The sequence below is a fragment of the Pseudomonas sp. TE21435 genome, assembly GCF_056279265.1.
The window spans coordinates 589885-602829 of sequence record NZ_JBWBQZ010000001.1 but is presented as its reverse complement, the minus strand read 5'-3'; the positions used below and the strand labels follow the sequence as shown (position 1 = coordinate 602829).

Here is a 12945-nt window from a genome sequence, read left to right as displayed (position 1 = left end):
TTCAGGTACTCAGTTGAGCAGCGCGGCGGCAAAGGCCTGCTGCAGGATGCGTTGCACCTCGGCGCGGCTGTCGACCAGGGCGTCGGTCATGTAGTTGTCGCGGGGCTTGATCCGCCACCCGCCCCCACTCTTGCGGCGCACGCCGTAGTGCAGGTAAGCGGGATAAAAGGCCCTCATGCTCGCGGTCTTGCTGGGTGCGACACGCACCAGAAAGCCCGAGCGCGACACCTTGTAGCCGATGGAATCGGTGGTGGCCCCGCTGCGGTTGACTGGGTAGCCGTCCTGGCCACCGCCGAGCGCCAGATTCATCTGCGCCCGGCCGGTGATCAGCTGGCCAACCTTGCGCATGCCGGCGCGAATCTTTCGCTTGTTGAAGGCCTCTTGGTCGAACTTGTCGAAGCCCTCGACATGCAGGTAGCCGTCAATTGAAACGGAGTTGGCCACGGCCACCTCCCGCCGGCGCATTCGCCGCCTGCAGCTCCTCGACCTCAATCACCGACCACACCTGCCGCCCGCGCATCCCGGTAGCCCGCTTGACGCGAAACACCCGGCCGCCAGCGACCAGCTCATGCCGCGTGTCCAGGTCACGCACGAACCGGCAATAGATCCGATGCGTGATGGTCGTGCCAGTCTGCACCGACCCGGTGTAGGTGGCCGTGCCTAACGGCTCGATCTTGCACCAGCGTTTGGCTACCGGCTCGAAATTTGACTCAAGGCCTGCAGAGCCTTTTGGCGTGTCGCTGCGGATGCGCACCACCGCCCGGGTGCGCAGTTCGCCCGCTTCCGGCTCCCTCACAGCGTGAACCAGCGGTAAGGCTGCACCAGGGCGTCATAGGCCAGCGGTAGCGCCTTGGTGCCGTTGCTGGTCGACTCGGTGACCGGCTCGCGGTTGCGGTGCCAGTGGGCGACCAACAGCAGCATGGCCAGCTCTACGTCATCCGTTACGGGTAACGCGTTCTCCGGCGCATCGAGCGGCAACAGCCCACGCAGGTAGACTTCATCGCCGGTCGCGTCTGCCGGCGCGTCGGCCGGCAGCGTGACCCAGTACAACCGCCGGCCGCTGTCCTTCTCTACCTGGCGACGCGCTGCGCGGGCGTAGGCCTGCAGCAGCGTGTCTTCATCGGTTTCGTCCAGCTCCAGCTTGCAATGGCTCTTGATCTGCTCAAGCGTCAGCATGGGCAACCCTCCCGTCAGGCGGTCTTGCCCACCAGGTGCTTGATAGCGGCCGTGTCCTGCAGCACCAGGCCGAAGCGCACGAACGCCAGGAAGCCGACCTGGCCGTACTCGGCGTAACGCTCCACCAAGCGCTTGAGGGTCAGGCTACGCACCGCGCGCAGCACCAGTTCGTTGAAGTCGCCGGCATACATGAATTTCTTGCCGGCGCCGATATCGGCGATGGCCTGGTCGATCACGTACTGATGCTTGAGGATGGTGGCCGGACGGTCGCTGTCGATGCCGGGCAGCCACAGCGGGCGATTGTTGGCGTCCACCATTTCTTCCATCGCCTGCAGCGTCTTGTCGTTGAACGCCAAGCGGAACTTGGCGGCCGCACGATACGCCGGGTCAATGGAGTGAATCAGACTGTTGACCTCCTGCCAGGTGAAGGCGGTGGCCTTGGCGGTCATAGCTCCTTGCGGGGTCGAGTATTCCAGGCCTTTCGGCTGCGCCGGTGCATCGGCGGTTTCACCGGTACCGGTGCCCTGGACGATCAGGCGGTTACGGGTACGCGACACGCGCTTACCGATGCGGCCGGCCAGGTAGCCCTCCATATCAATGCCCGAGTCCTGCAGCAGCTGTTCAGAGACGCGGATGATCTTCGAGCTGATGGTGTGCGACCCCATGGTGCCCATCCCGAACTCGACATCCTTTTCGCCGGCGGCCTTGTTCTCGCCGATCAACTCGCCTTCTTCCTCGCCGCCGTTGCTGGTGGCCCAGGCGATGGGCGCGCCGTTGTCGGTCTGCAGCAGTTGGCACACCGAAGCAATACCGCCGTAGGTCACCAGCGATTCGATCACCTTGGCCTGCAGGGTGGTCGGCACGGTGAAACCGCCCGCTTCGTTCGGATTGGTACCCTGAGCACGCATTTCCAGGACCACGGAACGCTGCTCGGGAGTCAGATACTCCAGGCCGCGACGCACCCAGTTATCCCAGGCGCTGCGCTGCTCGGCCTCCGCCTCGTTCTTCGGTGCGCCGGCCGGACGCTCACGGTCCAGACCTTCGACAAAGCTTTGATCTTGGGCGCGCAGTTCTTCTTCACGCTCGATCTTCTCGCGCAGCCCCTTGAGGTCGGCTTTCATGCCTTCCCACTTGCTGCGGACTTCACCGGTCCAGCCGTCGTCCGGGGTGGTTTCGTGCAGCGAGCGCATTTCGGCCGACAGCTTGTTATAGGCTTCTTTCAGTTGTTGCAGGGTCATAGCTCCCCCTTGGGATCACAGTTCAGTTAGGTCAAGCAGGCGCTCGCGGGCCTCGCGCTCGAAATGTGCGCGGGCTTCGTCGCCTTCGGTTTGCGCCTGCTTCCAGGCAGTCAGGGAGCGCTGGGCAGCGCTGGAGTCGGGGTAAGCCGGGAACGCCACCGGCCCTACGTCGCGTAGCTCGGCGATCTTGAAGATCGTGCGCACGATCAGGCCGTCTTTCTCCTCGTGCCAGGTATCGCCGCCCTTGGCCACGCGCATGGCGAAGCTGCTGCCGCTCATGTCGCCACGGCGCAGCGGCTCGACCACCAGGTCGCGGATGGTCTGCGTGTTGGGCGTGTCGATTTCGTACGACAGGCCGCGCTCATCCACGGTCAGACGCAACGTGCCGCTGGCCGTGCGGCCCAGCAGATAGGTCGGGTCATGGTTGAACAGCGCCCGGGTGTCCTGATTCAGCACGTCATCGAACGCGCCCGGGGCGATGATCTCCACGAAGGTGCCGCCCAGCAGGTCGCTACGCTGGTTGAAGACAGCGGCATAGCCGGCGATCTTCGGCGCGCTGCCCTGCTCATCCGGCTGGACAGCACGAAGCTCGCAATGCTGCGCCTGCAGCATGCGTTGTTCGAATTCACTCATGGGTTATTCCTGCTTCGTTACGGGTAACGGCTTGCCGTCGGCGCCAAGCAACTGCGTGTTGACGTTGAGCAACATCGAGTCGAGGCCTTCCAGCTGGTTGAGGTCTTCCAGCACACGCACTTCGTTGCGGCTCATCCAGCCGTCTTGAATGGCGATGCGATAGAACTCGGCGCGCTCTTTCGGGGTACCGCGCAACAGGCCGGCCAGGTTGAACTTGACGTAGTAGCCGGCCATGCGCTCGGCGCGGGTGAAGACGCGGCGGTTAACTTCTTCCTCCCAGTTCTTCACCCACGGCATGACCGTGTGGCGCACGAACTGGATGGCCTGCTCGCTAATGTTGGAAAACGTGGCCTTTTCCAGGTCGTTGATCATGTGCGCCGGCACGTTGAAGATGCTGGCAATCTCGCTGCGGGTCAGCTTGCGAGTCTCGAGAAATTGCGCATCCTCGGGCGCGATGGTCAGCGCCTTGTAATCGAGGTCAGCGGGCAACAGCAGCGTCTTGTTGTCCGAACGCTTGAGCCGTTCCACGGCGGCGCGCCAGACCGTTTTCAAGCGCTCCCAGCTGGTGTTATCCAGCTTCCCGTCCTTGACGGTGACCAGGCCCGTAGGCCGGCCGCCGCCCTCGAAAAACTCCTTGCCGTAGCGCACCGTGGCCATGCCCAGGCCGATGGTGTCGGCGTTCTGCCGGATGGGGCTGATGCCCATGCGCCGGTGCGAGCCGATGGCGCGCAGGTGAATCATGTCCTCAGGCGACACCGCCAGCGGCGCGCCGTCTTCATCCTGGGTCGAATACACCCAGCGATTGCCGTTCTTCACCAGCTCGGTGTGTTGCGGCTCGTGCATTTCCAGCGACAGCAGTTCACCGCGCCGGCTGCGCACCGTGCGCGTGTAGCCGTTGCCCCAGCCGAGCACATGGGCTTGCTTGGTTTCCCGCCAGCGGTAGGAGGTCTGCCAGGTGTTCGGCTCATCGTGCAGCAGGTAATGGGCAGGATGGTCGGTGGCCACCTCGATCCGCCCGTTGACCTTGCGCAGCACGCTCAGCGGCAGCTGGGCCATGGAACTGGACAGCACGTAGATGCACGCATACACCGCCGTCAGACGCATGGCCGAAGCCGGGCTGACGCTGATCCCCTGTCCTTCAAACAGGTATTCGGTCAGTTCCTTGCTGTTCATCGGCGTGCTGGGCGCCTCCAGGCTGCTGCGCTGCTCGAACATCGCGCCCAGGATCATCGCCACACCGCCTTGGCGGCGCCGGCCACCAGCAGGCCGCCACCGACCATCAGGGCCATCCCCGCCCCGAACTGGACGTAGAGGCCCGCGACGAACAGGCAAAAGCCTGCCGTCCCGATAGATTCAGGAAGCCATTTCATCGTAGGGGCTCACATAGCTAATAGGTCGTCTTCGGTCAGGCTGGCCAACAGCCCTTCCGGCTCAAATTCGCTGACCATGGCGCGGTTCATCGCCATCAGCGCGGCGACAATGCCGTCGATTTTGCGCATGTCGGTCTTGCCTTCGTCGGCCTTCATCGGCGTGATGCAGCCCTTGAACGGACGCACTACGACGTTGCCGGCCTGCCAGGCCAATACCGGGTCACTGCAGTGGCGCACACGGCCAGACAGCAGCGCCGCTTCCAGCTCGCGCATGGGCAGGTTCATGCTGGCCACGCCGCCGCCCATTTCGACTACCTCGGCGCCGTCCTTCTGCAGCTGGTGGGCCAGCTGGGTGGCGCGCCATTTGTCGTAGGCCACTTCCTGCACGTCGAACATGCCAGCGAATTCGCCCACCATGTCGCGCACCAGGTCGAAGTCCATTTCCTCGCCGTCGCACACCTCCAGCAACCCAGCGTTGGCCCAGGCCTCGTATGCGGCCTTGTTCGGCCCGCCCCGCTCTATCGCGCCTTCAGGCAAGAATGACTTGCAGAAGATCGTCCAGCGGTTGACCCACTTACCGCTGCCCGAGACCAGCTCCACTTTGTCCAGGAACACCAGCGACACCGCGCAGATATCCGATTTGCTGGCCAGGTCAATGCCGATCCAACAGCGCTGGCCCAGGAACTGGTCCAGGGTCAGCGTAGGGTCGCCGCACGCCTCCCAGTCGGCCATGTTCAGCCAGGCCTCTTTGGCGCTGACCCAGATGTTGAGGTGCTTGGTCTTGAACGCGTTTTGCCGTGACGGGTAACGCGTCGCGTCGGCCTGGCGTTTCAGCAGGTACTCAGCCCCGACCGAGACGCCGTAGTTGGGGTTAGCCTTGCGCAGGACCGCCGGGTCTTTCCAGTCGTCGTCCTCGTCAATTGTGTAGATGATCCCGAACAACTCGTCGTTCGGTACCGTCCCTTCCAGCTTGTCGATCACCTGGGCGCGCTGCAGATAGCACGGCCCGGCGATGTTGTAGCCCGCCGTGGTGATGGCGAACATCATCGGCTGATCACGGGCGCCCATGCCGGTCAGCATGGTTTCGTAGAGCGCGGCCGAGGTGTGTTCGTGGAACTCGTCCACGATGGCGCAGCTCGGTGACTGGCCGTCGCCGGGGTCGCCGATCAGGGGTTCGAACTTGCTTTCGTCGCCGATCACCGACAGGTTTTTCGCCGCGACCTGGATGCCGAAGGCCTCGACCAGCTCGGGGGTGCGTCGCACCATCTGCCGCGCCGGCTTGAACACCTCCCAGGCCTGCCGCTCGGTGGTCGCACCGCAATACACCTCAGCGCCGAACTCTCCGTCCATGACCAGCATGTACAGGCCGACGCCGGCGGCCAGCACGCTCTTGCCGTTCTTGCGCGGCACCTCGATGTAAACCTCGCGGTACCGCCGGCGGCGGGTCTTCTTGTCGACCCAACCGAAGATGCTGCAGAAGATGAACAGCTGCCACGGCTCAAGCTTGATCAGCTCGCGCAGCGCCGCCCATTTGCCCTTGGCGTGCGGCAGCAGCTGGATGAACACCGCCACCTGCTCGGCCGTGTCGCGGTCGAAGGCCCAGCGAAAGCCGCGCTTCTTCGACTTGGCCAGGTCATCCAGGTGAAGCCGGCAGGCACGACGCACGTACTTGCATGCTGGGATCTTGCCGGCCACCACGTCGCGGGCGTACTTGTTCGCCGCGTTTACGTTCGGGTAGCTGGCCATGTCCTAACTCACTTCGAGGCCCGCCCTCCTTTGAGCACGATGAACGGGTTTTCTGGTTTCTCCGGCCCGCCACTGCCCATGAGACGCGCACGGCTGGCCGGGTCCAGCCCGAGGGCTGCCCCGAAGCTGGCCACCTGGCGTAGCGCCTCGTTGATCACGGTGCAGGCGGGGTTCTTCTTGAGCACACCTTTGGCGTCCACGACGGTGATGCCATTGCTGGCCACTTCTGCCTCAGCCAACCGCCACCGCTCATAGGCGGCGCAGAAGACCGCCAGGTTGTGGGTATCGGTGCGGGTCATGATCCCGGTCTGGGTCAACCAGGGCGAAATGGTGTCCCACATTTCAATGGCCCATTCCCCCAGCCACTCCGGGGCGTTTGGGGTTTCCGCCAGCGGCGCCGGCGCGGGGCCGTCCTTCTTGAGTTTTCGCTTGCCGGGGTTGCCCTGCAGCAGCTTGAGGGCGGTAGGTTTCGCGGGTCGCCCCATCGTTCAGGCCTCCCGATTTTCTGGAATGCGATTTTTTTTAATTTCGCGGGTGTGTGAAAAAGGCTGGGCGATCGGTGGAGAGAGACGAAAGCTGTAGAAATATTGCCCCACCCCCTCAATTGGCCGATTTTTGACCACTTTTCGCTAATTTTGCCCGCAGACTCTCGCCATCGATAAAGGCAGCCAGATGAGGAAACGGACGCTCTGGCACACCGTCAGCGGCATGCATGTATGCGTCAATTGCTGCCACTAACTCATGCAGAACACGCGAAATCAGCTCTGGAATTCCAAGCTTATGAATGTTTTTCCAGGAGTACAGCGCTCGATCCAGGTGCCAGTCACCATGGCGGATCAGCTCGGTACTTCGGCTGCGCTTAATCGCTTTTTCGCGCAAACGCATAGCTTCACGCGCCAGGCGAACGGCCTGACCGCGCCCGCGCCGACTCTGCCGCCGTTTTGAACTTGTGGCAGTTTTCATTGATGGCAAACAGGTTGGATGAGTCATTTCTTCCCCCTTCAAACTTGGGTGTGCGATGGTCAACCTCTGTAGCCGGCAGGCGCCGACCATTGCATTCAGGGCACTGGCACAGATAACGGTCACGTTTGAGCACTGCCTTAGCTAGCTTGCGCCATGCCCAGTCATAGCCGCGCTGCTCAGCAGTGCCACGACCCGGGTTGCTCCAACCAACTGCCAGCGAGGCATGCGCGCCGCAGTAACCATTGCTATCACTGGTTTTACCGGGACACATAGGTACACGACAAGGACGCTTGGCTTTCGGTGGCATGACATCAGCCGCCAATCTGTCGGGCGGCCACGCGATCATAGTAGCCGCGCACTTTCTCGACACCCAGGAAGCCCACAGCGCCACCGGCGAATGTGGCCATACTCTGCGGCAGGCCAAGCCATTCCAATAGCGGGACAAACGACAGCGTCACCAGTCCACACAAAGCGCCCTCCAGGTACATTTGACGGCGGCTACCACCGCCATACATAACACGCAGTACGGCGATACCAACGGACAAGCCTGCTGCATAAAGCTGTGGCTGATGTGCGATCAACCATGCGAGCACAGCGGCCCACAGGCCTGGGTCCTTTTCTGGCATGTTCGGCATCTCGATTCCTCCCGTTTCGGGGAGCTAAAATGAAAAAGGCCCGCCAATTGGCGAGCCTCTCGAAGGGTTCAATGCAAATTTCAAGCTTATGCGATCAGTACTAAGCAAGCTAATGCAATGAAAAAATACTTTATGCTACCGATCCATCTGCATTGAGGAAGTCCCACGAAACATGGCACTTATTAGTATACGAAGTCGTAAGTAGGAAATAAACTCCATTACCAGCCGGAACGAAGTAGTCGTCAAACTTAACGCAATCCGCCAAAAACCTAACGCAAGTAGTATCGTTTCGACCCAGTGGTTTGACTGGACCATAAACATAAGCGTAGTCGTAGATAGGATTATGCAAAGATCTAATCACTAGACCATGCAAATTCTGCTCCGGGGCAACGATAGTATGCACCTGATTTACGCTACCATTTACGTCTTCGTTCTTGAAATTTTTACCGAGAGTGCGAACTGTCATAGATTTACCTTAGAAAATGATTGAATAGATTCATTAGGCAGTATTAGCGCCTAACCACTATCGCTCGAGACTCAAAGGCCTTCTCTAGAAAAACCCAACATGCGCATTGCGCGCACCGCGTGGATCTGACAATGGAGCAGTCGTATTATCTCACCCGAATACTGTACATGCAACCAGTATTTTGACCTTGATTGATCCTACTCCCTGCAGTTACAGGGCACCGACTTACTTGAAATGGAGATTTGGAGGGTGGCGGGAATCGTGACCCTGTCAGGCCGCAGTTTTGGCGCCTCCCCCAGTCGCCACGCAGACTGTTACCCCTTCACGCGTCTACCGGGCTTTAAACATCTCCTGAAACGACAAAGCCCGACACACTGGCCGGGCTTTTGTTGAACAGTCCTAAACACATGCAGGAATGACAGGATGGCGATAATTTCTCTCACTCTATCACTGATGTCAACAGGCAATTACGCAGCATCCTTGATCAGCAGCCCTTCCGCCTCAAGGATGGTGCGCACCTCAACCAAAGCGTCGTCAATCATTCCGTCGAGCTTGTCCTTGATGCCGGCCCGCCAGCGGTACCGCGTCGGTTCGGGAGTAGCATCGGTATCCCAGGTGTTCATGTCGTAGAAGCTGGCCGGCAGGACGATCAGGTCCTCGGCCAGCGCCTCGGCCTTGGACCGCTCAGCCTGGCCAGCGGCGAGGGCCGCGTTGACCAGCCGCTCGCGTCTCCACTCTGGCGCATCCAGGGGGATGTCCACGACCACCGACCGCGGACCTTGGCGACGAGTGCCCTTGAGCTTCGGCACGGCCCAGGCAGTCACGGCCTTGTAGATGAACAGCTGCGGCGCTGGACTGGCGATCAGTGGCGCGATGCCTGAGATCCCGTGAAGCCGCTTGGCCTTGTTGGTGGCGTACTTGGCGTTGAGCGCGTTCCAGTGGCGCGGGATCAGCAAGTGGTGCAGCCGCGCTGACAGCCAGTAATCCACCTGAGCGCGGTCACAGCCGCCGCTGCTGCCGCCAAGTGAGGCGAGGCACCCACCCTCTTCTTCTGCCGACTTATAGAGCTTCTGCCATGCCTGGCCCTTAGCAGCACCCTTTTCTCCTGCCGCCAGAGCGGCAACTACTGCACCCGATACGCTGCTGTAGATCATTCCTTTCCCCTCAATCCCCGGTGTAGTTGGTGCCGCCGGCGCCGCGGCGATTGTTCTCGTGATACTGCCGCTCCGGCCCCTGCGAACTGCCCGCCCCAAGCAGTTCCCTGGCCTTTGCAATCTCGGCCAGAGCGTCCCTGAGACGACTGTTGAGCACCGGAACGATGTCGCTCGCCGCAAGAGGCTTGAGTGAGTGTCCGCAAAGCCATCCAGCCCCCAAGCAGTGCGGACAATCCATCTGATGGAACACACCAATGAAGAGTCCGCTTCCGCCGCAGGTGGTGCACTCGATGATGAACTTGAGCTCTCGCCGGAGAGATGGTCCATGGCGCTTCCCTGTCATTTCGAATCCTCGCTAGTAACAAATTCGGTAAGGTCGCTCGAAGCCGCGCCATTAGCGGGCTGAGCGCCGTTATGAGAAATCTCGGATAAGGCCTCTGTAAGGCCGTGAATGGCACCGAAGCCAATGCCGTCTAACCAGGTGTGCCACTTCTCCAGGGCTGCCCGGCGCTGCTGCATGGCCTGGGTGTGGATGTAGGTGCTGGCGATCTTGCCCAGCGAGTGATTCAGCAGCATCTCGCCGATGTGGCCGTCGATGCCGAGGTCGGTCCAGGTGCTGCGGGACACCTTGCGTAGGTCGTGACTGGTCCAGGCGCCCTGCCCCAACCGGGTGAACACGGCACTGGCCTGCGTCTCGCTCAGCGGCAGCCCGCGTCGACTCGGGAACAGGTAGGCGCCCTGATAACCCTGAGCCTGCTGAATCGCCCGGTACCGGGTCAGCATTGCTTGCAGTTGGGCGGTCAGAGGCAAGCGGTGCTCGGTGCGAGTCTTGGTGTTCGCCGCTGGGATGAACCACTCGGCCGCCGCCAACGAGACATCAGCCCACCGCGCCATACGGGTCTCGCCAATTCGGGTGCCGTGGGCCAGCATCATCAGGGCCAGCATCGCGTCACTGGGGGTCGAGTCGAAGGCGTGAGCCAGTTGCTGCATCAGCTCGGGTAGCTGCACGTCACGCAGGCGCGCCGCCTTCGGCAAGATCTTGGCCTTGGTGAAGTCATTGAAGCGCATCCCGGCCATGGGGTTCCCGTCGATCAGGCCCAGCTTCAGAGCCTGCCGGAAGGCGGTCAGCAACAAGGCGAACATCTGCCTCAGGTACGAGAGCGACACATCGGCCTGAGCCGGCCACATCATTTGCTTGTCGAGAGAGTCGGCACTCACTTCCGCTAGGGCCAGATCCGCCAAGCGTGGCTTTAGGTGCTGAGCGATGGCAGACCGTGCACCTGCCTTGCGCTTCGCCGACAACGAGCGGTCGCGGGTCATCCGATCGCCGTACCAGTCCAGCAGCTGGCCCACAGTACTCATGCCGGACGCCACGGGCGCGGTGGCCGGATTGCGCAACAGGCGCCGACGCAGCGCGGGCAGCTCGGCAATCACCGCTGCAACACCCAGCTCAGGCCAACGTGCGACCGGCACCCACTTCTTGCCACGCACGAGGTGCCACGTGCCGCGCTCGCGGGTAATCCAGAAGCGTAGGTACAGGCCTGGGTGACGAGGGTCGCGCAGGTCGCGTACGGCCTTGTCGGCAGCCTGCCGGCGAACTTCGGCCTCGCTGAACTTCACTTCCCGAGTCGCACTCATGCGGTCAGCACCCCCTCAAGGAGCAAGGTAGTTTGGGTGCGCATCACTCCCTCGGCGTGGTACTGCCGCGCTGTATCGCGGTCGATATCGCGACGACGGCCATCACAGACATCATGGCAGGCGCTGCACGCCCAAGCGCCCTGCATGTCGTGTGGCTTAAAGCCCACGCCGCAGGTGCCCGCCATACGGTAATGCGCAAGCACGGTAGTTTCTGGATTGCCGTTGCACACCCCGGGAATGCGCACTTGGCACTCCCGGCCGCGTGCGGCCTTGGTCAGCTTCGATTGCCGCATGGGCTGTCTTCTCCATGAAGGTCGATGACGGTGAAAGCGCTCGGCCACATGAGTTGGCCATGGGCGATGGCCACCGCCTCGTCGCGGTAGAGCGCAATGGGTGGATGCGAGGTACTGGAGAGCCCGAACAGGTCGGAGCGGCAGTACAGCGCGTATCGGTATTCAGTAAGGTCAGGTGCAGGAAGCTCGATCATCGGCCGAGCATCCTGGATCGGATCGCCGCCAGAGCTTCATTTCCAACTTTCGGCGTGCGCTGGCCTGGCACCTCTGCAGGGAGTGCCAACGGCATTTTCTGCAGCGGTTCACCTGCAACCAGGCGCCGAACGGCAATCGTGTAGTTGCGCTCGAACAGCTTGGCGCTCACGTCAGTAGCCAGCTTGTTCAGGTTCTCGAAACCACTTTCCTTGGCGGCGTGCCAGACCGCGTCGTGGGTCCACTTGCCCTTCCCTGCCATGGCGGGATGCGCGTTACGGCAAGCCTCGCGGAAGGCAGTAGCCAGCGGGGGAAGGCCCAGCATTTCCGGCGAAGGCTGGCACCACTCGATGAACGTCCCGGGGGCTGGGATGAATTCACGGCCGGACTGCCTGCAGCGCATCAAACCGAACTGCAGTTGCTCCGGAGTGTTGATACCGGCCTCGAGAAACGCAGTCAGCCATTGCTGCTTTGCGGCCTTGTACGTTGCTTCGTCGGGCCACGCTCGCTGCCAGGCGCTGCAGATCGTCCGCAGATCACGGAACAGGTCGTTGATCACCGCCGCAGTTTTGCGATTGAGCTCGGCCTTCACCTCGGCAGGCAACGAGTAATCCGAGGGCACGTATTGGCCAGCCTGGACCTTTGCCCACAAGCCATGGGCCACGGTTGCAACCTGATTCATTGGCCGCCCCCTTCCCCGATCCACGACGTGTCATCGTCATCGAAGCTGGAGCGCTGCGATCCGCCGGTCCGAACAACGGGCGAGCGGGCAGCACGGGCGAGATCGGATTTGACCCAGCTGACCAGAGCGGCCAGCCACTGCTTTTCGGTTTGGGCCAGGCCCTTGGCATCGTGGTGGAGTACAAAGCCGGATATGGCAACCGCGTTGAACTGATCCAGGGTCAGACCTGCCCGACGGGCGTAGGCTTTCAGCAGTTCCGGATTCGGTTCCCATTCGAGGGACATTGCGAACGGCTCGCGCTGAGAGAGAGTAGATTGGTTCAATGACGGATTGGGTGCAGCTCCTGCACCCCGTTCGGTCGTGAGCTGCACCCCGTTCTGCTGTGAGCTGCACCCCGTGCGGTTTCCTGCACCCCGTTCAGGACGAGGTGCAGCAGATGCACCCCGCTTAATCAGCAGGTCGTAAACGACGGGGCGACGGTCGCGGCGATCGATATGGGCAGCAGCAATTGCCTGGTTTCCCTCAGCGATCCAACCGGCCTGGGCGAGCTCATCTAGCTTCAGCCGTACTGTTCGCTCAGAAAGGCCGGTGTCGTCAGAGAGAGTCCCGGCAGAAGGGAATGCCCCTCTTCCATCGCTGCCTGCGTAGTTGGCGAGGCAGAGCAGGACATGACGGGCTGCAGGATTCTCAAGTGCAGCTTTGGGAATGGCGAGTGCCCAGGTCATAGCTTGTACGCTCACGCTTGCCACCGTTGCGATG

Annotated in this window: 19 protein-coding genes; all 19 read right to left on the bottom strand. The window is 61.8% G+C overall.

Annotated features, from left to right (window positions below):
* Nucleotides 1–9: 9 nt before the first annotated feature.
* Complete coding sequence (locus ACZ9C1_RS02845) at nt 10–444, bottom strand: hypothetical protein (RefSeq protein ID WP_476253537.1); 435 nt, start codon at nt 442–444, stop codon at nt 10–12.
* Complete coding sequence (locus ACZ9C1_RS02840; RefSeq protein WP_460418780.1) at nt 422–796, bottom strand: head-tail adaptor protein; 375 nt, start codon at nt 794–796, stop codon at nt 422–424. The genes ACZ9C1_RS02845 and ACZ9C1_RS02840 overlap by 23 nt, the downstream gene beginning before the upstream one ends.
* The gene (locus tag ACZ9C1_RS02835) at nt 793–1176 is read right to left on the bottom strand and encodes a head-tail connector protein (RefSeq protein ID WP_476253536.1); all 384 of its coding nucleotides are present in this window, start codon (nt 1174–1176) and stop codon (nt 793–795) included. The genes ACZ9C1_RS02840 and ACZ9C1_RS02835 overlap by 4 nt, the downstream gene beginning before the upstream one ends.
* 14 nt (nt 1177–1190) lie before the next feature.
* Nucleotides 1191–2414 carry a phage major capsid protein gene (locus ACZ9C1_RS02830; protein ID WP_476253535.1) on the bottom strand — a complete coding sequence of 408 codons (1224 nt, stop codon included), beginning with the start codon at nt 2412–2414 and terminating at the stop codon, nt 1191–1193.
* Between the two features lie 15 nt (nt 2415–2429).
* Nucleotides 2430–3047, bottom strand: coding sequence for an HK97 family phage prohead protease (locus ACZ9C1_RS02825; protein ID WP_111533075.1), 618 nt, complete (start codon nt 3045–3047; stop codon nt 2430–2432).
* 3 nt (nt 3048–3050) lie between these two features.
* Entirely contained in the window at nt 3051–4277 is a 1227-nt protein-coding gene (locus ACZ9C1_RS02820) for a phage portal protein (RefSeq protein ID WP_214501395.1), read from the bottom strand.
* Nucleotides 4274–4417: a hypothetical protein gene (locus ACZ9C1_RS02815; RefSeq protein ID WP_476253534.1), complete on the bottom strand. Its 144-nt coding sequence runs from the start codon at nt 4415–4417 to the stop codon at nt 4274–4276. Before ACZ9C1_RS02815 ends, ACZ9C1_RS02820 begins: the two co-directional genes overlap by 4 nt.
* Before the next feature lie 9 nt (nt 4418–4426).
* Nucleotides 4427–6163 carry a terminase large subunit gene (locus ACZ9C1_RS02810; protein ID WP_476253533.1) on the bottom strand — a complete coding sequence of 579 codons (1737 nt, stop codon included), beginning with the start codon at nt 6161–6163 and terminating at the stop codon, nt 4427–4429.
* 8 nt (nt 6164–6171) lie between these two features.
* Nucleotides 6172–6648 (bottom strand): phage terminase small subunit P27 family, encoded by a 477-nt coding sequence (locus ACZ9C1_RS02805; protein ID WP_476253532.1) that lies wholly within the window; start codon nt 6646–6648, stop codon nt 6172–6174.
* Between the two features lie 115 nt (nt 6649–6763).
* Nucleotides 6764–7153, bottom strand: a complete 390-nt coding sequence (locus tag ACZ9C1_RS02800; RefSeq protein WP_258598403.1) for a hypothetical protein — start codon at nt 7151–7153, stop codon at nt 6764–6766.
* Nucleotides 7053–7397 (bottom strand): HNH endonuclease, encoded by a 345-nt coding sequence (locus ACZ9C1_RS02795; RefSeq protein ID WP_476254552.1) that lies wholly within the window; start codon nt 7395–7397, stop codon nt 7053–7055. The genes ACZ9C1_RS02800 and ACZ9C1_RS02795 overlap by 101 nt, the downstream gene beginning before the upstream one ends.
* A gap of 40 nt (nt 7398–7437) precedes the next feature.
* Entirely contained in the window at nt 7438–7761 is a 324-nt protein-coding gene (locus tag ACZ9C1_RS02790; RefSeq protein WP_476253531.1) for a phage holin, lambda family, read from the bottom strand.
* 933 nt (nt 7762–8694) lie between these two features.
* The gene (locus tag ACZ9C1_RS02785) at nt 8695–9381 is read right to left on the bottom strand and encodes a hypothetical protein (protein WP_476253530.1); all 687 of its coding nucleotides are present in this window, start codon (nt 9379–9381) and stop codon (nt 8695–8697) included.
* Nucleotides 9382–9391: 10 nt separating this feature from the next.
* Nucleotides 9392–9724: a hypothetical protein gene (locus tag ACZ9C1_RS02780; protein WP_258598409.1), complete on the bottom strand. Its 333-nt coding sequence runs from the start codon at nt 9722–9724 to the stop codon at nt 9392–9394.
* Complete coding sequence (locus tag ACZ9C1_RS02775) at nt 9721–11019, bottom strand: tyrosine-type recombinase/integrase (RefSeq protein WP_476253529.1); 1299 nt, start codon at nt 11017–11019, stop codon at nt 9721–9723. Before ACZ9C1_RS02775 ends, ACZ9C1_RS02780 begins: the two co-directional genes overlap by 4 nt.
* Nucleotides 11016–11312 (bottom strand): DUF1364 domain-containing protein, encoded by a 297-nt coding sequence (locus ACZ9C1_RS02770; RefSeq protein ID WP_476253528.1) that lies wholly within the window; start codon nt 11310–11312, stop codon nt 11016–11018. Before ACZ9C1_RS02770 ends, ACZ9C1_RS02775 begins: the two co-directional genes overlap by 4 nt.
* Nucleotides 11294–11506, bottom strand: a complete 213-nt coding sequence (locus tag ACZ9C1_RS02765) for a hypothetical protein (protein ID WP_476253527.1) — start codon at nt 11504–11506, stop codon at nt 11294–11296. The genes ACZ9C1_RS02770 and ACZ9C1_RS02765 overlap by 19 nt, the downstream gene beginning before the upstream one ends.
* Nucleotides 11503–12186 (bottom strand): replication protein P, encoded by a 684-nt coding sequence (locus tag ACZ9C1_RS02760; RefSeq protein ID WP_476253526.1) that lies wholly within the window; start codon nt 12184–12186, stop codon nt 11503–11505. Before ACZ9C1_RS02760 ends, ACZ9C1_RS02765 begins: the two co-directional genes overlap by 4 nt.
* The gene (locus tag ACZ9C1_RS02755; protein ID WP_476253525.1) at nt 12183–12926 is read right to left on the bottom strand and encodes a helix-turn-helix domain-containing protein; all 744 of its coding nucleotides are present in this window, start codon (nt 12924–12926) and stop codon (nt 12183–12185) included. The genes ACZ9C1_RS02760 and ACZ9C1_RS02755 overlap by 4 nt, the downstream gene beginning before the upstream one ends.
* Nucleotides 12927–12945: the final 19 nt, after the last annotated feature.